General features: G+C 72.4%; 21 protein-coding genes. 10 read left to right on the top strand and 11 right to left on the bottom strand.

Annotation, left to right across the window (positions count from 1 at the left end; translation table 11 throughout):
• Positions 1-21: 21 nt before the first annotated feature.
• From ACGFZF_RS18610 to ACGFZF_RS18575, 8 genes are all read right to left on the bottom strand, one after another.
• Positions 22-549 carry an NUDIX hydrolase family protein gene (locus tag ACGFZF_RS18610; protein ID WP_393555627.1) on the bottom strand — a complete coding sequence of 176 codons (528 nt, stop codon included), beginning with the start codon at positions 547-549 and terminating at the stop codon, positions 22-24.
• A 210-nt stretch (positions 550-759) separates the two neighbouring features.
• A complete protein-coding gene (locus tag ACGFZF_RS18605; protein WP_393555361.1) occupies positions 760-1332 on the bottom strand; it encodes a dihydrofolate reductase family protein in 573 nt (190 codons plus the stop codon).
• 258 nt (positions 1333-1590) lie between these two features.
• A complete protein-coding gene (locus tag ACGFZF_RS18600; RefSeq protein ID WP_393555359.1) occupies positions 1591-2619 on the bottom strand; it encodes a helix-turn-helix domain-containing protein in 1029 nt (342 codons plus the stop codon).
• A 139-nt stretch (positions 2620-2758) separates the two neighbouring features.
• Positions 2759-4375, bottom strand: a complete 1617-nt coding sequence (locus tag ACGFZF_RS18595; protein ID WP_393555357.1) for an ArnT family glycosyltransferase — start codon at positions 4373-4375, stop codon at positions 2759-2761.
• Positions 4372-5370: a glycoside hydrolase family 26 protein gene (locus tag ACGFZF_RS18590; RefSeq protein ID WP_393555355.1), complete on the bottom strand. Its 999-nt coding sequence runs from the start codon at positions 5368-5370 to the stop codon at positions 4372-4374. Before ACGFZF_RS18590 ends, ACGFZF_RS18595 begins: the two co-directional genes overlap by 4 nt.
• A complete protein-coding gene (locus ACGFZF_RS18585; RefSeq protein WP_393555353.1) occupies positions 5370-6974 on the bottom strand; it encodes a glycosyltransferase family 2 protein in 1605 nt (534 codons plus the stop codon). Before ACGFZF_RS18585 ends, ACGFZF_RS18590 begins: the two co-directional genes overlap by 1 nt.
• Positions 6975-7337: 363 nt before the next feature.
• Positions 7338-8261 (bottom strand): NADP-dependent oxidoreductase, encoded by a 924-nt coding sequence (locus ACGFZF_RS18580; RefSeq protein ID WP_393555351.1) that lies wholly within the window; start codon positions 8259-8261, stop codon positions 7338-7340.
• A 353-nt stretch (positions 8262-8614) separates the two neighbouring features.
• Positions 8615-9187 carry a TetR/AcrR family transcriptional regulator gene (locus ACGFZF_RS18575; RefSeq protein WP_393555349.1) on the bottom strand — a complete coding sequence of 191 codons (573 nt, stop codon included), beginning with the start codon at positions 9185-9187 and terminating at the stop codon, positions 8615-8617.
• A gap of 140 nt (positions 9188-9327) precedes the next feature.
• Between ACGFZF_RS18575 and ACGFZF_RS18570 the strand changes: the two genes are divergently transcribed.
• Both ACGFZF_RS18570 and ACGFZF_RS18565 read left to right on the top strand, forming a co-directional pair.
• Positions 9328-10119, top strand: coding sequence for an SDR family NAD(P)-dependent oxidoreductase (locus ACGFZF_RS18570; protein WP_393555347.1), 792 nt, complete (start codon positions 9328-9330; stop codon positions 10117-10119).
• A 196-nt stretch (positions 10120-10315) separates the two neighbouring features.
• Entirely contained in the window at positions 10316-10819 is a 504-nt protein-coding gene (locus ACGFZF_RS18565; protein ID WP_393555345.1) for a GNAT family N-acetyltransferase, read from the top strand.
• An 89-nt stretch (positions 10820-10908) separates the two neighbouring features.
• Here ACGFZF_RS18565 and ACGFZF_RS18560 read toward each other — a convergent pair whose 3' ends face one another.
• Positions 10909-11325, bottom strand: a complete 417-nt coding sequence (locus ACGFZF_RS18560; RefSeq protein WP_393555343.1) for an HGxxPAAW family protein — start codon at positions 11323-11325, stop codon at positions 10909-10911.
• Between the two features lie 96 nt (positions 11326-11421).
• Here ACGFZF_RS18560 and ACGFZF_RS18555 point away from each other — a divergent pair, with 96 nt between their 5' ends.
• Positions 11422-11901 carry a MarR family transcriptional regulator gene (locus tag ACGFZF_RS18555; protein ID WP_393555341.1) on the top strand — a complete coding sequence of 160 codons (480 nt, stop codon included), beginning with the start codon at positions 11422-11424 and terminating at the stop codon, positions 11899-11901.
• 92 nt (positions 11902-11993) lie between these two features.
• Positions 11994-12629 carry a VOC family protein gene (locus ACGFZF_RS18550; RefSeq protein ID WP_393555339.1) on the top strand — a complete coding sequence of 212 codons (636 nt, stop codon included), beginning with the start codon at positions 11994-11996 and terminating at the stop codon, positions 12627-12629.
• 77 nt (positions 12630-12706) lie between these two features.
• On the opposite strand, the gene ACGFZF_RS18545 is transcribed toward ACGFZF_RS18550, so the two are convergent.
• Entirely contained in the window at positions 12707-13504 is a 798-nt protein-coding gene (locus ACGFZF_RS18545) for a DUF3626 domain-containing protein (protein WP_393555337.1), read from the bottom strand.
• Between the two features lie 473 nt (positions 13505-13977).
• Between ACGFZF_RS18545 and ACGFZF_RS18540 the strand changes: the two genes are divergently transcribed.
• From ACGFZF_RS18540 to ACGFZF_RS18530, 3 genes are all read left to right on the top strand, one after another.
• Positions 13978-15606 carry a right-handed parallel beta-helix repeat-containing protein gene (locus tag ACGFZF_RS18540; protein WP_393555335.1) on the top strand — a complete coding sequence of 543 codons (1629 nt, stop codon included), beginning with the start codon at positions 13978-13980 and terminating at the stop codon, positions 15604-15606.
• A gap of 145 nt (positions 15607-15751) precedes the next feature.
• Complete coding sequence (locus ACGFZF_RS18535) at positions 15752-16411, top strand: TetR family transcriptional regulator (RefSeq protein ID WP_393555333.1); 660 nt, start codon at positions 15752-15754, stop codon at positions 16409-16411.
• Between the two features lie 201 nt (positions 16412-16612).
• Positions 16613-17182: a hypothetical protein gene (locus ACGFZF_RS18530; protein ID WP_393555331.1), complete on the top strand. Its 570-nt coding sequence runs from the start codon at positions 16613-16615 to the stop codon at positions 17180-17182.
• A gap of 46 nt (positions 17183-17228) precedes the next feature.
• Here the strand turns inward: ACGFZF_RS18530 and ACGFZF_RS18525 are convergent, their stop codons facing one another.
• Positions 17229-18353, bottom strand: coding sequence for an alpha/beta fold hydrolase (locus ACGFZF_RS18525; protein WP_393555329.1), 1125 nt, complete (start codon positions 18351-18353; stop codon positions 17229-17231).
• Positions 18354-18437: 84 nt separating this feature from the next.
• Here ACGFZF_RS18525 and ACGFZF_RS18520 point away from each other — a divergent pair, with 84 nt between their 5' ends.
• The 3 genes from ACGFZF_RS18520 to tsaD all read left to right on the top strand — a co-directional run bounded on the left by ACGFZF_RS18520 (position 18438) and on the right by tsaD (position 21617).
• Entirely contained in the window at positions 18438-19439 is a 1002-nt protein-coding gene (locus tag ACGFZF_RS18520) for a helix-turn-helix domain-containing protein (RefSeq protein ID WP_393555327.1), read from the top strand.
• 149 nt (positions 19440-19588) lie between these two features.
• The gene (locus tag ACGFZF_RS18515; protein WP_393555325.1) at positions 19589-20497 is read left to right on the top strand and encodes an alpha/beta fold hydrolase; all 909 of its coding nucleotides are present in this window, start codon (positions 19589-19591) and stop codon (positions 20495-20497) included.
• A 49-nt stretch (positions 20498-20546) separates the two neighbouring features.
• Positions 20547-21617 carry a tRNA (adenosine(37)-N6)-threonylcarbamoyltransferase complex transferase subunit TsaD gene (gene tsaD, locus ACGFZF_RS18510; RefSeq protein WP_393555323.1) on the top strand — a complete coding sequence of 357 codons (1071 nt, stop codon included), beginning with the start codon at positions 20547-20549 and terminating at the stop codon, positions 21615-21617.
• Positions 21618-21702: the final 85 nt, after the last annotated feature.

The following is a 21702-nucleotide window of genomic DNA, read 5'->3' as shown; positions in this document are numbered from 1 at the left end:
CCCGCAGGATGCGTCACGGCGTCAGTACGTGTGTCCCACGTGCGCGAGAGCCTGCTTCAGCAGTACGCCGTGGCCGCCGGGCATCTCGCTCTGCAGGGCCTGCGAGGCCGCCTCCTGCGGCGTGATCCAGACCAGGTCCAGGGCGTCCTGCCGGGGTCGGCAGTCGCCGGTCACCGGCACGACGTACGCCAGGGACACGGCGTGCTGGCGCGGGTCGTGGAAGGCGGTGATGCCCGCCGTGGGGAAGTACTCGGCGACCGTGAACGGCTGGAGGGAGGCGGGGATCCGGGGCAGGGCCACCGGGCCGAGGTCCTTCTCCAGATGGCGCAGCAGGGCGTCGCGGACGCGTTCGTGGTGCATGACGCGTCCGGAGACGAGCGTGCGGCTGATCCTGCCCTCCGCACCGATCCGGAGGAGAACACCGATGCTGACGACCTCACCGCTGTCGTCCACGCGTACGGGTACGGCCTCGACGTAGAGGATGGGCATCCGAGCCCTGGCGCTGCTCAGTTCGTCCGTGCTCAGCCAGCCGGGCGTGGTGTCGGTCAAGTCAGACATCGCTTGATCATACTTCCTGGACCGGGTCCCGGCCCAGGTCGCGTGTCTGCCGGCCGGGTGGACTTCGGGCGGCGGCCGCACGCCCCCGCCCGAGCGCCGGCCCCTGTCGGTGCGCCGTGCGCCGGACGTCCGGCGGTGGTTGAGCTCCCCGACCGCCGGGCGGCGCGTCCCCGAGCGCCGGAGCACGTCCCGGCCGCGGGGTCAGCGGACCACGTCGAAGACGTTCTTCTGCAGGCCGTTGGCGTACGCCTCGTGCTCGACCAGCTTCAGCTTCTGGGTGTCCTTGTCCGTGGCGCTGAAGAGCCGCTTGCCGGCGCCGAGCAGGAGCGGGAAGACGAGCAGGTGGTAACGGTCGATCAGGCCGGCGTCGGAGAGGGACTGGTTGAGGGAGGCACTGCCGTGGACGATGATCGGGCCGCCCTCGGTCTCCTTCAGCGCGGCGACGTCGTCGAGGGAGCGCAGGATCGTCGTCTCGCCCCAGTTCGACACCAGGTCGTCCTCGGTGAGGGTGGTGGAGACGACGTACTTCGGCATCACCTTGTAGTCGGCGAAGTCCGCCATGTCGGGCCACACGGGGCTGAAGGCCTGGTAGCTGGCGCGGCCCATGAGCATGGCCGCCGCCTCCTTCTGCTCTCGGCCCTTGATCTCGAACGCCTCGGGGAGGAACTCGACGTCCTTGAAGGTCCATCCGGAGTTCCGGTATCCGGGCTCGCCGCCCGGGGCTTCCACGACGCCGTCGAGCGAGATGAAAGCGGTGGTGATCAGAGTACGCATCGCGGGATCCTCGGTCTTCCGTGTTCGTCGGTCCGTCTGCGGCCCGCCCGTCCGAGCGGGGGGCCGGTGGTGCATCCTCGGCTTCGGGCACCAGCATGATCTAAGACCGACGTCCGCGGGGAAACTCATCGCCGTGCGCTCGGCGATTCTTCGGCGGTCCCGGCGGGTCCCGGCAGCGGCCCACCGGTGGGCCTGCTTCCGTGCGGGGTGAGGGGAACGCCGCTCCCCTGCTGCGGCGTTCCTCCCCGAGCCTCCAACCTAGGGCGTCGAACCGGGGGTCGCTGTGCGGGGAGTGCGGGACTTCTCGACATCGCGTGCAATCCCGGACGGGCAGGCGCCGGCCGCGCGACGCTCGGTGGGAGTGGTGCCGTAGTGCTCGCGGAAGGCCCTGCTGAACGACGTCGCACTGGAGAAGCCCCAGCGGGCCGCGATCGTCTGCACGGGCTCGCCGGCGAACTCCCGGCGCCCGAGGTCGGCGTACGCGCGCTCCAGCCGCCCCTGGCGGATGCGGGCCGCCACGCTGAGGGGACGGTCGCGGAAGAGGGAGTGGAGGGTGCGCAGGGAGATGTTGTGCCGCTCGGCGACGGCCCGGGGCGTCAGGTCCGGGTCGCCGAGGTTGTTGTCGATGAAGCCGGTGACGCGCCGGTACATCTCCTGCGCCCGTGCCTCGGCCGGCGCCGTGTCGGGACTGCCGAGCTGTCGGGCCAGGCAGGCCGTCGCGAGGTCGAGGGCGACGGAACCCAGACCGGCCAGCTCCGCGGGTTCGCAGTCCGGGCCCTGGGCGTGCACGCTGCCCAGGAAGGCGCCGAGGATCGCTCCCGTTCCCCGGTCGGCGGGGATGCGCCGCGCCACCATCCGGTCCACCTGGTCGTGCCGGAGCGGCAGGACCGCGCGGGGGATCTGCAGGATGAGCGCCGTGGCGCGCTCGTCCCCGCTCCACCCCTCGCTCGGCTGCGAGGTGTCCGTCAGGATCAGATCTCCGCTGACGACCGCATGGTTGTCGCGCTGGGCGATCCGGAAGGCGCCGCCGGTCACCAGGGCCAGCTGGTACTGCTCCGGGTCGCCCTGCCGCACGTGCGCCGGAGTCCGGCGCGACAGGACCGGCGAGTAGGTGATGGCCGAGAGCTGCACCGGACCGAGGTCCAGGGCGCTGACCTCGGCGTGGAAGTCCTGGACGTGGTCGGTGCTGAGGCTCACCGGCATCACGTGGTCCGACACCGCGTCCCGGAACCACTCGAACCGCTCCGGCGGGGCCATGCCGTCGTCACCGTGACCTGCCGAACTCATGGACGTCCCCCCGTTCCTGTGGTGCGTCGGCGATTATCCGTCACGGCCGTCGTCGCACGTCAGGCGGGCCCTCCGGCCTGTGCCGGCGACCCCGGCGAAGGGGACCGCACCCCGCACCGTCCGTCCACGGGAGCGGTCGTCAGTGCTTCACCCAGATCCGGTAGCGATGGTGCCGTTGGTCTCCGCTCGGGGAGGCGGGCCTCAGGTGGGCGAGCAGCCGGTAGTGCGGGTTGTCACGCAGCGACTCGGTGATGACGCGGTCCACGCGCGGGTTGGTGAACCCGTCGAGCACGACCAGGTCGAACGCGCCGTCGCGCACGGCGGCCCGGTAGGCGTCGTCCCCGGTGAACCAGTGGCCGCTCGGGTTCGTGTAGTCCATGCCGAAGACGCTTCGCCACCGGTCGGGCGACGTCCTGTCGCGCAGGTAGTACACGGGTACCTCAGGGGTCGAACTCAGGTAGAGACCGCGGTCGTTCACCTCCGAGGCGATCGTCCGGACCATCCCGGTGGAGTCCGGCCAGTTGCCGAAGCGCCCGTCCGCCTGCGAGATGCCGAGGCACACGGCGGCCGTCCACAGCGCGATGCCGAGCTGCGGGTGACGGAAATGTGCGCCGACCAGCCTGGTCAGGCCGACGCCGGCCATCGGGGCGGCGAACAGGAGACCGAACCCGACGTGCTTGAACAGCGACACCATGGTCCCGAGGTGCACCTGGTACGCCGGGGCGAGCAGCGCCGTGGCGCACAGCAGCAGACCCAGGAGGGCCCGGCGCCGGCGGCCGGGTCCGCCCAGGCGCCACGCGGTCGGCGACTCGTGCAGGCGGCCGTGCCGGGCGTACGAGACCGCGCCGCCGACCGCCGTCAGGAACATCAGGCCGCCCCACTCGGCGGACCGCCCGAGCAGGAGCGCGGCCCCGTCGCTGCCGTGGTCGCGGTCGGTGGTGGTCTGCTGCACGCCGGCCAGCAGATCCGTGCCGTGGATACCGAGCGCCACCAGAACACCCGTGGCCGCCACGAGGAGCAGCGGACGCAGGAGTGCCTTCGCGCCCCGGCCCGGCCACGCCGTGAGCAGCGCCAGGGCGACCAGGGTCGGCAGGTACAGGCCGGCGGCGTACTTCACGCCCACGGCGAGGACCATGACCGGCGCGGCGAGCAGCACGGCCGGGGCGGCGGCGCGGGCCGTGCGTACGACGATCCAGGCGGCCAGCGCCAGCAGGAACACGGCCGGCGCGTCGTAGGTGGCGAAGTACCCCATGACCACGGTCGACTGGAGCACGGCGAACAGGGCCGCGGCGGCGAGCCCCGTCCGTTCGTTGAACAGCCGCCGCGTGAACGAGTACAGCAGTCCGGTGGCGCCGAGCATGAAGCACAGGCTCAGCAGGCGCGCGCCGTGGAGTCCGAACCGGCTGTCCACGAGGGCGGCGAGCACGGGGTACAGCTGCGGCGAGCCCGAGAAGTAGGCGGCGTAGTGCCGTGGCGCGGGAGCGCCGTGGAACAGGTGGTCCAGCTCGGCGTGACCGGCGGTCAGGTACAGCGCCTCGTCCTGGAACGCCGTGTTGGACAACCGGAGGGACAGCGCCGCCTGCAGGGCCAGGACGGCCAGCAGGGCCGCCCGGCTGACCCAGGTGCGCCGCCGGCCCCCGGCATGGCTCCAGGCGGACTCGGGCATCTCGGCGAGGTGGTAGGCGGGGGCCCGCTGGTCGCCCTGCTGGGCCGGCAGCGGGGCGGCGGTCCGGAGCGTGGGTTCCGCGGGGGTCATCGCACTCTCCGTACGTCGAAGCCGTAGAGGTCGTTCGCGGCGAGACGACGGAACTCGGCGACCCCGTCGGTGCTCACGGCCAGCCGCCAGTCGGCGCGCGCCTTGCGGTCGAACCAGGCGAAGCCGACGATGTCCGGGGCGGCGGTGACGCCGTCGAACAGGGCGCGCACGTCGTTCCTGCGGTGCAGTCCCGGCATGGCGCCCGTCTCCAGCAGGAGCCGGGGCTTGCGGCTGAACCGTTGGACCTCCGCCAGGGTCGACCCGAAGAGACCGTCGAAGGTGTGCGGATCCCACCGGGTGAAGTAGCCGACCAGGCCGACCCAGTCGACGTAGCCGTCGCCCGGGTAGTAGCGGCTCAGATCCTCCTGGGTCTCCGGCTCGATGATGTTCGGCGACCACACCCAGATGACGTTCGTGGCGCCGACGTCCTGGAAGACGTCGTGGACGTGACGCCAGGCCCGGACGTACTCCTTCGGTGTCGTCCCACGGGTACCCCACTTCTCCCAGTCGCCGTTCATCTCGTCCGCGAAGCTGATCCCGATCGGGAGGTTGAGGTTGCGGACCTCTTTCGCGAACCCGCGGAGGTAGTCGTCGGTGGATCCGTCGGCGATCCGGGAGAGAGTGGTGTTCTGCGGCTCCCAGGAGACGACGGTCAGCGCCCCCGCGCTCCAGGCGTTGCGGGTGCCCGAGGCGTCGAAACCGTCGCCCCAGGCCGCGTAGTAGGCGATCAGGTTCGGGTCCTTGCCGACCAACTCGGCCCAGTCGCGTGCCGGCTTCATCGAATGCGGCGCGCCGGGCCGGGAGACCCCGAGGTACTTCTTCTCCGGCCGCAGCAACGGGCGCACGTCGTACGGGACACCCCCGGCCGCCGGCGCACCGGCGGCGGGCCGGCCACCGGACCCCTGTGAGCATCCGGTCAGGGCGGAGCCGGCGACGAGGACGACGAGGACGACGAGGGAGGAGAGCAGAGCGGCAGAGGCACGGGTCGCACGCATCAGCGGGCACCTTTCGCGCGGGGGAGCAGCAGGACCCTCGCCACGATCAGCGCGTAGAAGAGTCCGGAGCACAGCAGGAGGGCGAAGTCGACGGGGTCGAGGGTGAGCGTGCGCCAGAACGCGGCGGCCACCCAGACCAATGCGGTGCCGCCGCCCCACAGCCACACCGCGGCCCGGTGCCGGGTGGCCCCGCTCCGCCGGGCCGCTGAGGAGCCGGTCGCCTGCCAGCCCATGCGCCGCCCGCGGAGGGCGTCCCAGATCGCGAACACGTGGGCCCAGCCGTACATCATGCGCACCGCCCACGCCTCCAGGCGGTAGGGGACCCGATGCCACGACGGGAACACGATCGTGGTGTAGAAGACGCTCGGCAGGACCAGCCACAGACTGTCCACGCTGGCCTTCTCGGGGAACGCCAGCAGTAGGAGCAGCGGGACCAGGGGCGCCACGAAGGTGAACAGGGCGGTGTGGACGTAGTAGAAGAAGCCCGACAGGTAGCAGAGCCTGCTGGTGGCACGGAGGTCGGTCCGCCGGAACTTGGCGCTGCCGAGCAGGCTCATCGAGCCGGCGCACCAGCGGTACTGCTGGTTGAAGAACGCCTGGGCGCTGTCGGGGCACACGCCCGCCGACAGGGCGAGCGGCACGTACCGCAGGTCCCAGCCGAGGCGCCGGAGGTCGAAGCCGGTGTGCACGTCCTCCGAGTGCTCGATGAGGGTGGTACCGCCGTTCTCCTCCAGGGCGGTGCGCCGGTAGACCGCGCAACTGCCCACGCAGATCGCCCCGTCGTTGCTCTGCCGGGACACCTGGACGGCCCGGTAGAACAGTTCCTGGACGGCGCCGGCCCCGCGCTCGATCCAGTTCTGCGCGTCGAGGACCCGGAAGTACTGCGGGGACTGGACGATGGCGAGCCGTGCGTCCGCCTCCAGGTAGGGGAGGAGTTCGTGCAGCAGGTCCGCGCGGGGCGCGAAATCGGCGTCGAGGACGAGGATGTACGTGCCGTCGGTCCGGTCGCAGCCGAAGCGGAGGTTGCCTGCCTTCTTGAACCAGCCGCGATCGGCGCGGGCGGCATACCCGAAACCGAAGTCGGCCGCCATGGCGCGCAGGGCCGGGTCGGCCGAGTCGTCCAGGACCAGGGGCAGACAGACGCCCGGGTAGTGGTCGGCGAGCGCCCGCACGTGGGTCCAGGTGTTGTGCAGCAGCTCGATCGGTTCTCCGCACACCGGGAGGAGGACGTCGACGGTGGGAGGGGTGGCCGGACGCCAGCCGTCGACGAGCGTGCGGTGCGACGACAGGTCGAAGTCGCGGCTGAACAGGTTGGTGTGCAGCGAGATCAGGTAATAGAAGGCGGTGAGTACCAGGAACGGGGCGAACCCCCACAGGGCCGGTGTGGAGGCGATCAGCCGGTACTGACTCACGGCCAGGCAGCCGACGCTCACGAGCGAGGTGAGGGTCAGGCACCACAACCGGCGCCGGACGTACCCGTACTTCTCGGCGTCGGACGGCGGTACGGGCAACAGGCCGCCTCGTATCGTCCCGTCCGGCCGCCGTTCGCTCTGTCGTCGCCGCACGCCCGGCGGCACCGCGCGGGTGGTGTCGACTGCACTCATAAGACCCTCCGGACCTGCCCGCCTCGAACGGATCGAGGCGATATGTCCGGAGAATGTAGGCCGCGTTCACGGGGGGAAGGGGGTGACGCGATCGACCGCGCCTGTGGTTGACCCGAATTGACGACCCGTCCGCCCGTCCGCCGGGGAGACGGCACGCGTCACCCGGCGGGCGGTCCCGTTCCCGGAGGGCCGGCAGTGCCGGGCCACCGCCCGTACGGGCCGACGCCGGGCACGCCCGGACCGGTGGAGCGGGTCGTGGCCCGCGCGCGCGGGCGCCGGCGTGCGCCCGGACCGGCGGCCGGGGAGTCGGGTCCGCTTCCTCCTCGGCCTGCCGGTGCGCCGTGCGGCCTCGCGAGTGCCGGGTCAGGCGACCGTGAGGACGATCTTGCCGGTGGTGCGGCCCTGCTCACCGACGCTGTGGGCCTTCGCCGCTTCGGACAGCGGCAGGACGGTGTCGACCACGGGCTTGAGCCGGCCGCTCTCGACGAGGGCGGTGATCTCGCGCAGGCCCAGGTGGTCGGGCTCGACCAGCATCCACTGGGCGTGGACGCCTTCCGGGGCGGTGGGGACGTCGTCGGGGCCGGGGAGGGTGACGAGGCGGCCGCCCGCGCGAAGGACCTTCAGCGAACGCTCGGCGGTCTCGCCGCCGAGCCCGTCGAGGACGACGTCGACGTCGGCGACGACGTCCTCGAAGCGGACGTCGCGGTAGTCGACGACCTCGTCGGCGCCGAGCGAACGGACCAGGTCGTGCTTGGCCGCGCTGGCCGTGCCGATGACGTGGGCGCCGCGGGCCTTCGCGATCTGGACGGCGAGGTGACCCACACCGCCGGCCGCGGCGTGCACCAGGACGCGCTCGCCCGGCCGGACGTCGGCCGTGTCGACGAGTGCCTGCCACGCGGTCAGCGCGGCGAGCGGCAGCGCCGCGGCCTCGACGTGGCTGAGGGAGGCGGGCTTGGGGGCGAGGTGCCGGGCGGGGGCCACGACGTACTCGGCGTAGGCACCGGCCTGACGGGGGAAGAGCGGCATGCCGAAGACCTCGTCACCGGGCCGGAAGACGCCGACACCGGGACCGACCGCCTCGACCGTGCCGGAGACGTCCCAGCCGACCACGGGGGCCGCGCCCCATTCGATGAGGGCGCCGCTGGCGCGGGTCTTCCAGTCGACCGGGTTCACACCGGCCGCGTGGACCCGTACCAGCACCTCGTTCAGGCCCGGCACCGGGCGCTCGATCTCCCGCTCGACCAGGGTCTCGGGTCCGCCCCACTGCTCCACGACCACCGCGCGCATGCTGTCCGCCTCGTTTCCGTTCGATCTCTGTGGTTCTCGTACCGGGGGACTCCCGGCGCGACGTGGTCAACGATCCGGCAGTCCGGCGCGCAGCGGTATTGGCTGTCAGGCCACTACATCACAGGATCTGGCCACGCGGTGAGGTGTGGCGGAGGAGGGGTGCTCCCGGCCTGCCACCCGTGCGGCGGTCAGGCCCCGGGGGGTCCATGCGTCACGGAACGGTCGAGGGCGCTCGCTCCCGGTGACGCCCGCCCGGCCCGTTCGGCCCGTGGCCTGCGGGCACCCGCCTCGGCGGGCCCGAGCGCACGGCGCCATGGCGCGGACGGACGGGTGGCCGACGTCGGGCCGAGGTCCTACGACACCTGCGGCGGGGCGAACCTGGTCAGTATCAGCAGGGTGTCGACGAGGTCCTCGGCCGGGGCGCCGGTGGCCAGACGGCGCAGCTGCTGGCCGAAGACCAGGGCCACGGCCGCGCCCGCCAGGCGTTCGGGGTCCGGCACGCCGAGCTGGGTCAGGATCCGGGTGGCCAGCAGGTCGTACGCGGCGAAACACTCGGCCGCGGCGGCGCGCAGCCGTTCGTCGCGGCCCGCCTGGACGTACAGCTCGAACGGCGCGATGTGGCGGCTGTCGAAGGCGTTGCCGCCGGCGACCTGTGCCACGACCTCGGCCGCCTGTCCGATGTCGAAGGGCTCGTCGGTGCACGCGTCGGCGAGCGCCGTGAAGTGCCGGGTCTCCTCGGCCACGAAGTGCAGCAGGCTCTCGCGCAGCAGCTCGTGCTGGGTGGCGAAGTGGTAGGTGACCGAACCGAGCGAGACGCCGGCCTCCTTGGCGATCAGCCGGTTGGTGACGGCGGCGATGCCGTCCTGCCCGATGATCCGCAGCACGGCGTCGATGATGCTCTGGCGGGTGTCGGAAGCGTGGGGCATGTCGGCATTCTGCCCCATCGCGCGGCCCGGCCGGCCGGGCCGGATCCGGTGGTCGGGCGGCCCGGGGTGTGGACAGTGAGGCGGGGCGATCCCTACTGTTCGTTCGAACGAACAGTTGCGGCAGCCGTACGGGAGTCATCGTGGACATATCCGGATCGAACGTTCTGCTCACCGGCGCGACCGGGGGCATCGGCGCCGCTCTGGCGGCGCGCCTGGCGGCCCAGGGGGCCCGTCTCACACTGACCGGCCGCCGGGAGGAGGCGCTCAAGGCCACCGCGGACGCCTGCGGGGCCCGCACCGTGGTCGCCGACCTGGCCGTCCGGTCCGACGTCGTCCGGCTCGCCGAGACCTGCGCCGAGACGGACGTCCTCGTCGCGAACGCCGCCCTGCCCGCCAGCGGCGACCTCCTCGACTACAGCGAGGAACAGCTCGACCGCGCCCTCGACGTGAACCTGCGCGCGCCCGTCCTGTTGTCCCGGCTGCTCACGGCTCACATGGTCGACCGAGGGCGCGGCCACATCGTGCTCGTCGGTTCCATCTCGGGCAAGGCGGCGACCAAGTCGACCTCCCTCTACAACGCGACGAAGTTCGGGCTGCGCGGATTCGCCCTGGCCCTGCGGCAGGAACTCAGGGGAACCGGTGTGGGGGTGTCGCTCGTCCAGCCCGGCTTCGTCCGCGACGCGGGGATGTTCGCGGACACGGGCGCCGCACCGCCGAACGGCATCCGGACGGTGACGCCCGGCCAGGTCGCCGACGGCGTCGTACGCGCCGTGCACCGCGACCGGTGCGAGGTGAACGTGGCGCCGCTGGAGCTGCGGCTGCTCAGCGCCATCGCCGGCCAGTTCCCCGGCTTCGCCGAGCGGGTCCAGGCCCGGGCGGACGTCGACGGCTCCGTACGGCAGATCGTGGAGGCCCAGCGAACCCGCCGATAGCCGCCGCCCACCCGCAACCCCTGCCCCTCGACGGCCTCTTCGCGGCGCCCCGCCGCCGCTCTCCCGCCATCGGCATCACGGGCACGCCCGACGGATCCGCCCAGGTCGTGGCCGTCGGCCTCGACGGCCGGATCCGGCCGCTTGGCGCCCCCATCGCCGTGGTGCGCGGAGACACGCCTGAGGCAGAGTAGGGGCCATGTCCACATACGAGACGATGTCGTTCCACCTGGAGACCGAGCGGCTGATCCTGCGGCCGTGGGCCGCCTCGGACGCCGCCGAGTTCTGCGCTCTCCTCTCCGAACGCGGCAACGGCACGCCCCCGGTCGAACGTATCCAGTCGTCCATAGCGGAACTGCTCGCGGCGACGGAGAAGACGGGGATCGCCCTGCTGCCCATCCAGCGCCGTGACGAAGGGGACTTCATCGGCTATTGCGGGTTGATCATCGGCCGCGCCACGCTGGAGGAGCCCGAGATCGCGTACGAGCTGTTCCAGCGCGCGCACGGTCGCGGCTATGCCACCGAGGCGGCCGCCGCGGTGCTCGAAGCCGCTGCCGCGACCGGGCGGAAGCGGCTCTGGTCGACCGTGGGCGTCTGGAACACCCCGTCGCTCCGTGTCCTGGAGAAGCTCGGGTTCGAACGGGATCACGTCTCCACCGAAGAGAACGGTGAAGTCTTCTGGCTCACCCGTTCGTTGCCGTGACCCGGCGTCGCGCTCCCGGGGTCTCCCTGTCGCGCCGGGAAGGTGTGGGCGAGCGGGGCCGGGGTGATCCGGCGGGTCCTTGAGGTCCGTCAGCGGCCCGCGTGCACCCGTGGTGCGCGCGGGCCGTCCTCGACGCCGGCGGGCGAGCCGGAGAGGGGCACGGGCACGGGGGAGGGGTGAGGGCGCGCCGCCTCGCGGGCCGCGCCTCGCCGCCCCGCGAGGCGGCAGCCCACGCATCCCGGGTGACCGTGCCGCGCGCCGGCGTCCCGGACCCGCCAGTCCCACTGATCGGCCGGGCGGGGGCCGGAGGGCTTGCCCCACCCCGTCAGGTGCAGGATCCAGGTCGCGAGGACGGCGGCGACCAGCAGGAGCGCGCCGAGCCACACGCCCCGGGCCAGGCCGAGGCACAGCCCGGCACCTGTCGCGGCGCAGCCCACCCCGGCCAGGGTGGTTCCGGTCCAGCCGGCCACCGTATGGCCGAGATCGACGTCGCCATGGACGCTCATGGATGCTCCCGAGAGTGATGTGAGCAGGCAGGATGAGGCTCGGAAGAGAACTTTTATCTCACGAGCTAAGTAACTTAGATGCTAAGGAGTCTTCGCGTGCAGGGCAACACCCGCCCCCCGGTCACCGCCGGCGAGGCGATCCAGCGCATGGACGCGTACGTGGCTCTCGGTCTCATCGGCCAGCAGGAGGTCGCCCAGGCCCTCGGGCTGAACGTGACCGACCTGACCTGCCTCGGCCACATCCTCGGCGCGGGCGACCGGCCCCTCGCGGCCGGCGACCTGGCCGAGCGCGCGAACCTCACCACCGGCGCCGTCACCGGAGTCCTCAACCGCCTGGAGAAGGCCGGCTACGCACACCGGGTCCCGGACCCCGGCGACCGGCGCCGCGTGCGGGTCGTGGCCGATCCGGACGCCGCCGCCCGGCTGGTCGAGCTCTATCAGCCCTTCTACGCCCGGCTGGAAGCCATCCTGGCGCGCTTCACCCCGGAGGAGACGGCGGTGATCGCCGACTGGTTCACCCAGGCCGCCGACGCCGCCCGCGCCCACCTGGACACCCTGCGGGCGCGCGAGCTCTAGGGGTCCCGGCCTTCCCGGCAGGACGGCAGACGCGGCCGGGGCGGCGGGCGTGGCGTCGGGATTTGTACCGGTTGTCGGGTGATGATGGCGCAGTGCGACTTGATCACGTGTCCTACGCGGTGGCCCGCGACAGCTTCGTCTCGACCGTCCAGTGGATCGGATCGGCCCTCGGCGCCGGGTTCGTCGACGGGGGCGTGCACCCGCGATTCGGCACCCGCAATTTCATTCTCCCGCTGAGCGGGGGCGCCTACGTCGAGGTCGTCACCACGCTCGACCACCCCGCCGCCGACCGCGCACCCTTCGGCCAGGCGGTCGCGCGCCGCGCCGCCGAGGGCGGCGGCTGGCTCGGTTGGGTGGTCTCCGTCGACGACATCGCCCCGGTCGAGGCCCGCCTCGGCCGCACCTCGGCCGAGGGCCACCGTGTCCGCCCCGACGGGTTCGACCTGAGGTGGAAGCAGATCGGCCTGCTGGAACTCATGGAGGACCCGCAACTGCCCTACTTTCTCGAATGGTTGGTCCCGATCGAGGAGCGCCCGAGCGCCGACCCGCGCACCTCCACCACCATCCATGGGGTCTCCATCGCCGGCGACGCCGCTTCCATCGCCGAATTCCTCGGCGAACCGGCCGACCACCCCCTCGACCAGATCGACGTCACCTGGGTCGAGGATGAGGAACCGGGCCTGGTCTCGGTCGAGTTCGCCACCGCCCACGGCCCCGTCACGATCTGACCAGGGCCCGACTGCCCCGCGGGAGCAGCCGGCCGGGGTCTCCTGGCCGGCGCGTGCCTCTTCGAAGGGTTGGTCGGTCAATCGAATGTGTCTGTCCGGTCAGTGATCACTGAGGCGATGGCGCCGAATCGCGCCAGGTAGTGCCACACCTTCTTGACCGCCTGGGGGTCATGGAGGCCGGCACGTGCAGCGTCTCCGACGATCCGGGGATCGAGCATGCCGTCGACCGCGATCCGCGTGCCCAGGTCGACGTATTCCTGACCGCGGTAGCCGGGGTGACGTCGGAGTTCTTCAACCCCGAGTCGGAAGCCGGGGTGCCACTCCACCGGGCAGCCGAGACGCAGAGCCGCGTGCTCGACCGCCGTGCCTCGGTAGCACGGATCCAGGACCAGCGCCTCCACATGGCAGCGCAGCCGGACCGGTCCGTGCACCTGGGCCTCGATGTAATCGTCCAGCTGGTCCTGGCGATCGGCGAGAGCGAGCGCGATGAGCCCCATGCGGGTCGCGACACCGAAATCCGACGGTTCGAGGAAACTGTCCGGGTAGCAGAACGTGCTGCGCGTCAGCGTCCGGGTCGTCAGCCGGAAGTGCGCCGAGCCGAACCGAGGCGCCCCGCCGACCGGTTTGCGACGGAAGTTCAACGCGCCGTAGACGGGCCGCTCATGAGCGGTCGCTTCGTCGTACGCCCCGTCGAAGATCCGGCTCTCCCAGCGCCACCGGTCGCCGCCCGGATGCGCGGTCAGGCCGCCGTTGCCGGTCCCGGTGACGAACTGTGAGTGGTAGACGCCGTCCTCGGCCATGGCGTCGAGGATCGGCCTGCCGTGCAGCAGACGGTCCGGGTGGAAGTTGAGGGTCACCCGCAGTGCCGGGTCCATCGGAGGACCCGACGCCAGTTCCGCGACATGCCGAAGGGCCCGTTCCTGCGCTGTCCGGGAGGCTGCGGAGCTCATCGGCACAGTGTTCCCCACCCCGATCGCCCGGTGCACGCGGATTGTCCACCGGCACCTGTGCGGTGGTCCGCCCGCCCGCCCGGGCAGCAGCGGTGATCCGAGCGGGCACCGTTCGGGGCACTTACCTGATAGGTTGTCAGAAAGTTTACAGATAGTCCGGGGTTGCATTCGATTTTTGGGTCTGCGACTGTCACTCACGCAACTCGCCCCCCACGCAGCGGACTTCGGAGCGCAGCTGCATGCCGCGCCCTCGGGACCGGCGCCTCGACCCGGCGTACGGCCCCGGCCGCGGGCGTCTCCTGCAGCCTCAGCCCTGCGCCCATCTTCCTGCGCAAGGCTGCTCGGCCGACGGGGGACGTGGACCGCTTCGTCCGGACAACCTCGGAGACCACGCAACAATGAAACGCACGCACACCCTCGCCGTCACCGCAGCACTTGTCGCGTCATCAGTCCCGCTCGGCGTCGTCGCCCTCGGGGCCGGCACGGCCCACGCCGCGGACCGCACCTACTTCGTGAGCCCCGGCGGCGACGACAGCAATCCGGGAACCTCGGCCGGAGCGCCCTTCCGCACCATTCAGAAGGCCGCGGACAGCGCCGGTCCCGGCGACACGGTCTCGATCATGAACGGCACCTATTCCGAACGCGCCGCAGGCTCGAACGTGGTGACGGTCAAGCGTTCGGGCCGCCCCGGCGCGCCCATCACCTTCACCGCACATCCCGGCCACCACCCGGTGATCCACCCGGTGAAGGCATGGAACGGCATCAGCGTCCACGGCGCGTCCTACGTCACCATCAGGAACCTGGAGATCAAGGGCAACAACGCCGCCCTGAACCTGACCCGGGCCGAACGGGAATCCAGGAAGGGCGACCCCACCTACAACACCAACTGCATCTCGGTGGAACGCAACAGGTCCACGGGCGCCCTGCCGCACCACATCGAGGTGACCGGCAACGAGGTGCACGGTTGCGCCGGCGGGGGCATATCGGCGATCGACGCCGACCATGTGACCATCTCCCGCAATCACGTGTACTCCACCTCCTGGTACACGGTCTACGCGACCAGCGGCATCTCCGTCCTCACCCCGCGTGACGTCGGTGGCGCCGACGCCAGGACATACAAGATCCGCATCACCGGCAACCGCGTCCACGACAACGAGACCAAGATCAAATGGGAGAAGTGCCGCTGCTACTCCGACGGCAACGGCATCATCATCGACACCCTCAAAGGCGACGCCGGTCATCCCGCCTACGGTGGACGCGTCCTGGTCGCCGACAACATCTCCTACGACAACGGCGGCTCAGGAATCCACGCCTACAAGAGCGGGCACGTCGACATCGTCCACAACACCGCGTACATGAACGGCCGAAGCACTCGTATGAAGAGCTACGCCAACATCTACGCCCATGACAGCACCGATGTCCGCCTGCTCAACAACATCGCGTACGGCCGGCCCGGCCAGGCGACGAACAGCACGTCTCGCAATGTCGACGTGACCTACGACTACAACGTCTACTTCGGCGGCAAACCGCCTGAGGTCAGGGGCCCGAACGACATCGTCGCCGACCCCGAGTTCGCCGACGCCGGCACTGCGGCGGACGCCGACTTCAGGCTCGGGGACGGCTCTCCTGCCATCGGCTCGGGCACTCCGTTCGCCGCTGTCCCCACCGGCCTCCGCCGGGCCGGCGGCGCACCCGACCGTGGCGCCTTCAGTTTCGCGGCCGGCGCCGGCGCAGATCACGAGACGCAGGGGGATTCCGAACCCGGCGCCGACGAGTCCACCTCCACCGGTCGGCAGCCTGACGCCCGGACCGGGGGAGCGCAGCCCGGCGGAACCGGCGCCTCGCGCAGCGGGGAAGGACCGGACGGAGCCGACGGCGACAGCGGCTCCGACCTCGAGGCCGGCGGTGGAGACGGTCCGCTCGCGCAGACCGGCGGCTCCGATCCCCTGCTCCCCGTCGGCGTCGCGGCAGTGGGTCTGGCCATCGGCGGCGGCCTCCTCGTCGCTGCCCGCCGCAGGCGTTCCTGACGGTCCGGGCCGTCCGGACCCCCGGACGTGGTGCCGACCTCGTTCCCCCGTATCAAGGGGTCGGCACCACCGCGTGCTCATCCGCCGTCAGGCCGCGGATCCACTCCCGCTCCGGCGCCTCGAACCCCCTGACAGACTGGCTGCCATGGCAATCGAACAGTGGCGCGGAACGGAATACCTCGCAGGTGAACCAGCACCCGACCCCCCACGGATCGCCTGGCGCAAGCAGATGAGAATACGCGTCCTGGATGCCGCCCGCGACCTGACGTGCGAAGCCGGTTGGGACCAGGTCAGCCTCTCGGCCGTCGCGGCACGTGCTCAGGTCTCCCGCCCGTCCGTCTACAAGGAGTTCGGCAACCGAGCCGGTCTGGGCCGCGCACTCGTCGTCCGTGAGACCCGGCAATTCCTCGCCGGTGTGGCCGACACACTCCACCCCGGCCTCCCCGACTCCCGTGCCTGTCTCGAAGCCGCAATCCTGTACGTGCTCAGGGAGGCTGAGAGTCAACCCCTCATACGGGCCGTCATAGCAGCCGCCCGCCACGGCTCCGACAGCCTGCTCCCCTATCTCACCGCCCGAGCGGACCCCATCTTCGACGCGGGCCAGAGCCTGGTGAAGGACTGGCTGGGCACGCGGTACCCCGAGCAGGGCACGGAGACTCTCGAGATGACGGCGGACGTCATCGTGCGCATGACGATCAGCCATCTCATCCTGCCCGCCGACGCACCACGGATCACGGCACGAAGACTGGCCGACGCCGCCCTGAAACTGCTGGATGGGCCGACCAAGGAAGGAGGAGTGCGGTAACCGATCACCCATGCGACCACTCGCCATCCGCTGGGTGCGTCGCCGTGCGGACGACCGGGCGGCCGCCCGGACTCCGCCGCGCGCTCTCGGCCCGAGGCATCCCGGCAACGCCCGCCCCCGCGGCGCCCGGCCGGTTCCCGCTTCGCCGGCCGGACGTCATACTCGCTCGTACCGGCAGCGGCGATGCCCGAGGGGGGCGGCATGGGCGGCGACGAGAGGGACCCGGTCCTCGAAGGCCGAGGCGCGGTGATCCTCACCGAGCCGCGCCGGCCGATCCTGCGCCCCCGGCACGGGCCGCGGATGCACCTGCTGGCCGCGGACGGCACGGTCCTGGCGCATCTCCACGAACCCGTCGGCTTCGGGTACGTCCTTCGGGACCTCGCCGACCGCCCGGTCCTGGCCGTCGACCTGGTCTCGGGAAAGGGACTCGCCCGGCCACGCTTCCAGGTCAGCGACCCCGGCGGAGCGCCGATCGGCGAGGTCCGCTCACCACACCGCTACAGCCACACGCGACTGCTGGAGATCCGGACCGAGGACGGCACCGGCACCCTGCGCGTCACCCGGAACGCCCTCATGGGCCGCACCTGGTCGGTGAGGGACCGACACGACGGTGAGACCGGCCGGCTGACGGTCTCGACCGCCCGCGCGTTCGACGGTCTCCAGCAGTACCGCGTGGAGCTGGACAGGCACGCCGACCGCGAGCAGCGACTGCTGGTCGTGGCCGCCGCGGTGTGCCTGCAGGTGATCCGCCGCTGGCTGGCCGGCCCGTGAGACGCCTTCCCGAGGTGCGGCCTCCGGCCCCGTCCCCGGCGCCGGCTCACCGGCGCAGGTGGGCGGCGAAGAACGACCGCAGCAGGGTGCGTACGGCCGGCACGGTGTCGCGGGGTGCGGCGCGGCCGACCATGGCGGTGCGACCGGCGGTGGTCATCAGGCCGGCGTGGTGGAGCTGGGGGACCAGGGCCGCGTAGTCGGTGAACACCCAGTGCTGGGCGTCGTCGAGCTGCCGTCGGGTGACCGGGCCGCCGTGGCGGAGCAGCGTGTCCCAGGACCGGTCGAGCCGGGCGTCGCGGAACCCGTCGGTGCCCGCCAGCAGCAACGGCCGGTCCGTCCCGAACCGGGCCACCGGCAGCGGTTCACCGTCCATCAGGTCCAGGTATCCCTCCAGGTTCGCCGCCGCGGCGATGCGCCGGTCCTCGTGCAGGGCCTGGGCGACCGCCGTGCCGCCGGCGGAGTGACCGTACATCCCGACGCGTTCCAGGCGGAGTTCGTCGAGGACGAAGCGGAGGTCCGCGACCCGGGTGTCGAGCATCGTGCGGAACGTGGCCGCGTCCGGCGGGCCGAACAACGTGGTCGGGCGGACCCGGGCCCTGCCCGGCCGGTCGCAGGGGAACTCCACCTCGCTCGCGTCCCCGGGGTGGTCGACGGTGAGCACCGTCCAGCCGTGCGAGGCGAGGTCCACGGCCAGGGCGCTGCCCATCGCGCGGGCGTCGCCGCCGCCGGGACTGTAGAGCAGCGTGGGCCGCCGGCATGACAGGTGCGGAGCGCCGACGCGGGCATGGGTGAGGGTGGCCGCCCAGTCGACACCCGTCGGCGGCAGCGGCGGATGGATGAGTGGCCCGTAGGTCGCGAACTCCGCCGCGGCGGCGGGTGTCAGCTGCGGTGCGCGCGGAAGTCGGCGGTCCGCGGTGGCCGGTTCCAGGACCGTGACCATGAGTTCGCGTACGCCGACCCCGGGCTCCCACGGGTCGTTGCGGGAGGAGTCGACGAGATACAGCGTCCTGGCTCCCACCGTGTGGGGCCCGCTCGGTGCCGGCAGGCGCAGCAGCGGCGGTGTGCCGTGGGATGCGGCGCCGGCCGGGGTGGCGCCGCACAGCAGGCCGATCGCGCCGGCGACGGCGCCCTTGGTCAGGGAACGGCGTGCGGGTGTGAAGGAAGGGGTCATGGGAGGCATCCTCGAAGCCGGTCGTACGGCGGAGCTAGCCTTGTGGCCTGGGCCGAAAGGCCGGCGCGGGGCGGGGGGACGTGCATGATCCGGATCCATTTCACGTGGGACGACTTCACGCGTGTGCGGTTCGCCGCGCGGCCTTCGCCGTTGCCGGAGCTGCACGCGGCCCTGATGACGCTGGTCGCCCCGCACGAGGAACCGCTGCTCGGGCGCTGGCGGAACAGGATCGCGCGCCATCTGCCGGCGGCGGTGGAGCCGCTCGCCGATCTGGTGCCGGCAGGGGTGGCGCCCGCGTTCCTCGACGTCCTCGGCGACACGCCGGACGAGGGGTTCGCCCTGATCAGGGCGGCAGGCCCCGCGTCCGTACGGGCCGGGATCGAGCAGGTGTACGCGGGACGACGCCTCGTTCCGCCGTGGATCCGTGCCCTGCACGCCGGGGACGCCGACGCCTGGCGGACACTCGGTCGGGCCCAGCGGGCGGCCCACGAGACGGTCCTCGCGCCGGTGTGGCCACAGGTTCAGGACCTGCACCGGAACGAGTTCGCCCGCCATGCCCACGCTGTCGCGGAAGGGGGCCTGGGCGCCGCGCTGACCCGTCTGGCCTCGGGGTCACGGCTGCACGGCGGAGTGTGGGAATGGCCGCGGCCGGACACGACGGGCATCCGGGAGATCCGGCTCGCCGGACGCGGGGTGGTCCTGCGACCCACCTTCCACTGGCGGGGCGGCCCGCTCGTCCAGGATCTCCCAGGCCGCCCGGTGGCGCTCGCCTATCCGGTCGCCCCGGGGCTGCCCCTCCTGCCGGCGGGGCCCGGCGCACCGGACGAGGCGCTCGCCGGAGTCCTCGGCCGGACCCGGCTCGCTCTCCTGCAGGCGCTCGACGTGGCCCGGACGACGACGGGGCTCGCGCGACGCATCGGCGTCAGCGCCGCGACGGCCTCCGCCCACGCCTCGGCGCTGCGTGCCGCCGGGCTCGTCACCACCACCCGCACGGGCCGGTCCGTGCACCACACGCGTACGGCGCTGGCGGAGCTGCTGCTCGGCGGCGGCGCGGCCGACGGCCGGGGCGCGGCGGACGGGCCGTGATCCGCTCGCCCGCGGGGTGCGGCGACCGGTCCGGTCTGCGGGTGTCCCGACACGCGGGCACGGTTCGGCTTCCGGGTGCCCCGACGTACGGGCACGGTCACACTGGGGCCGGAGACGAGAGCCGGAGCGTGCGGAGAGGAGCGGCGGCGATGGCCGAGCGCCTGATCGACGTGGACGGCATCGGCCTGTGCACGGAGACGTTCGGCGACCCGCGGGATCCCCCCGTCCTGCTCGTCATGGGCGCGGGTGCTTCGATGCTGTGGTGGGAGGAGGACTTCTGCCGGCTGCTCGCCGACGGCGGACGCCTCGTGATCCGCTACGACCACCGTGACACCGGCCGTTCCGTCACCTACGAGCCGGGTCACCCCGGCTACACCAGCGCCGACCTGGTCGCCGACGCCGCCCGCGTGCTCGACGCCCACGAGATCACCGCCGCACACGTGGTGGGTGTCTCGGCCGGTGGTGCGTGCGCGCAGCTGCTCGCCCTCGGCGACCCCGGTCGCGTCCTCTCCCTCACCCTGATCAGCACCTCCTGCGCCGTCCCCGTCGGGCGGGAGCTTCCCGCGCCGACGCGGGAGTTCATGCGGTTCGTCTCGGCCGCGCACGTCGACTGGGCGGACCGCGAGTCGGTGACCGGCCATCAGGTCGCGTACGCGCGGATGCTCGCGGGCGGCCGGCGCCCGTTCGACGAGGCGGCCGCCCGCGACCTCGTCCGCCGCGACATCGGGCGCGCCCACGACGCCGCCGCCGCGCGCAACCACGACTCGCTCGCGGACGGCCCGCTGCCCCGCGCCCCGCTCACCTCGATCGCCGTGCCCACGCTCGTCGTCCACGGCGCCGCCGATCCGATGTTCCCCCTCGCGCACGGCGAGGCACTCGCCGAGGAGATCCCGGGTGCGCGCCTGCTGGTGCTGGAGGACGCCGGCCACGGCGTCGAGCGCGCCGACTGGCCGACGATCGTCGCCGCGATCCTCGACCACACCGGCACGGGCACGAGCACGAGCACGAGCCGCGGCCCCGGCGATGAGGCGAACAGGCGAGGGCGAACCTCCTGGTAGCTCTTCTTGCACATATATTGCAGTTGCAGATGGGCAAGAGGAGTGCGTCATGAGTGGACCGGTGGTACTCGGGATCGAGTCGTCGTGCGACGAGACCGGCGCGGGGATCGTGCGCGACGGCGAGCTGCTGGCGCACGTCGTGGCGTCGAGCATGGACGAGCACGCCCGGTTCGGCGGTGTGGTCCCCGAGATCGCCGCACGCGCCCACCTGCAGTCGTTCAACCCCGTCGTCCGGCGGGCCCTCGATCAGGCCGGACTGGGACTCGGTCGGATCGACGCCGTCGCCGTCACCACCGGGCCCGGCCTCTCCGGAGCCCTTCAGGTAGGACTCGCCGGCGCCAAGTCCCTCGCCTACGCGGCCGGGGTGCCCCTGTACGGGGTCCACCACCTCGCCGGCCACGTCGCCGCCGACACCCTGGAACACGGGCCGCTGCCCACCCCGTGCGTCGTGCTGATCGTCTCCGGCGGCCACACGTCCCTCCTGCTCGTCCGGGATCTGGTCCGCGAGCCGATCGTGCATCTCGGGGACACCCTCGACGACGCGGCCGGAGAGTGCTTCGACAAGGTCGCCCGCATCCTCGGACTGCCCTATCCCGGCGGGCCGGCCATCGACCGGGCGGCACGCGGGGGAGACCCGCGCGCGGTCGTCTTCCCTCGCCCCCTCACGCGCCCCGGCGACGACCCGTACGCCTTCTCCTTCTCCGGCCTCAAGACGGCGGCCGCGCGGTGGGTCGAAGGGCACCGGCTGCGCGGCGGGGAGCCGTCCGTCGCCGACGGGGCGGCCGCGCTCCAGGAGGCCGTCGCGGACGTGCTGACCCGCAAGGCGCTCGGAGCCTGCGCGGCGTACGACGTACGGACGCTGATCGTGGTCGGCGGTGTGGCCGCGAACTCGCGCGTCCGCGCGCTGGCCGAAGAGCGATGCGCGAGGAACGGGATCGAGCTCCGCGTCCCGCCGATGACGCTCTGCACGGACAACGGGGCCATGATCGCCGCCGTCGGCGACCTCCTCGTACGCTCCGGGGCCGAGCCCGCGCCGCTGAACGTGTCCGTCGACCCGTCGGCGCCGCTGGAGTACGCCTCCCTCACCCCGATCCCGGCCCCCTCGCCCCAGGCCGCCTGAGGTCCGCGGCCGCCGGGCAGGACTCCGCGCGGTCCCCCTCCCGTACGCCGACGAGGTGCGGGCCGCGCACGCGGACACCGGCCCG

Origin of the sequence: Streptomyces sp. NPDC048338, assembly GCF_043201055.1 — a bacterium.
Classification (GTDB): domain Bacteria; phylum Actinomycetota; class Actinomycetes; order Streptomycetales; family Streptomycetaceae; genus Streptomyces.
The sequence above is the reverse complement of the archived record's forward strand: the minus strand, read 5'-3'. Positions and strand labels throughout refer to the sequence as shown.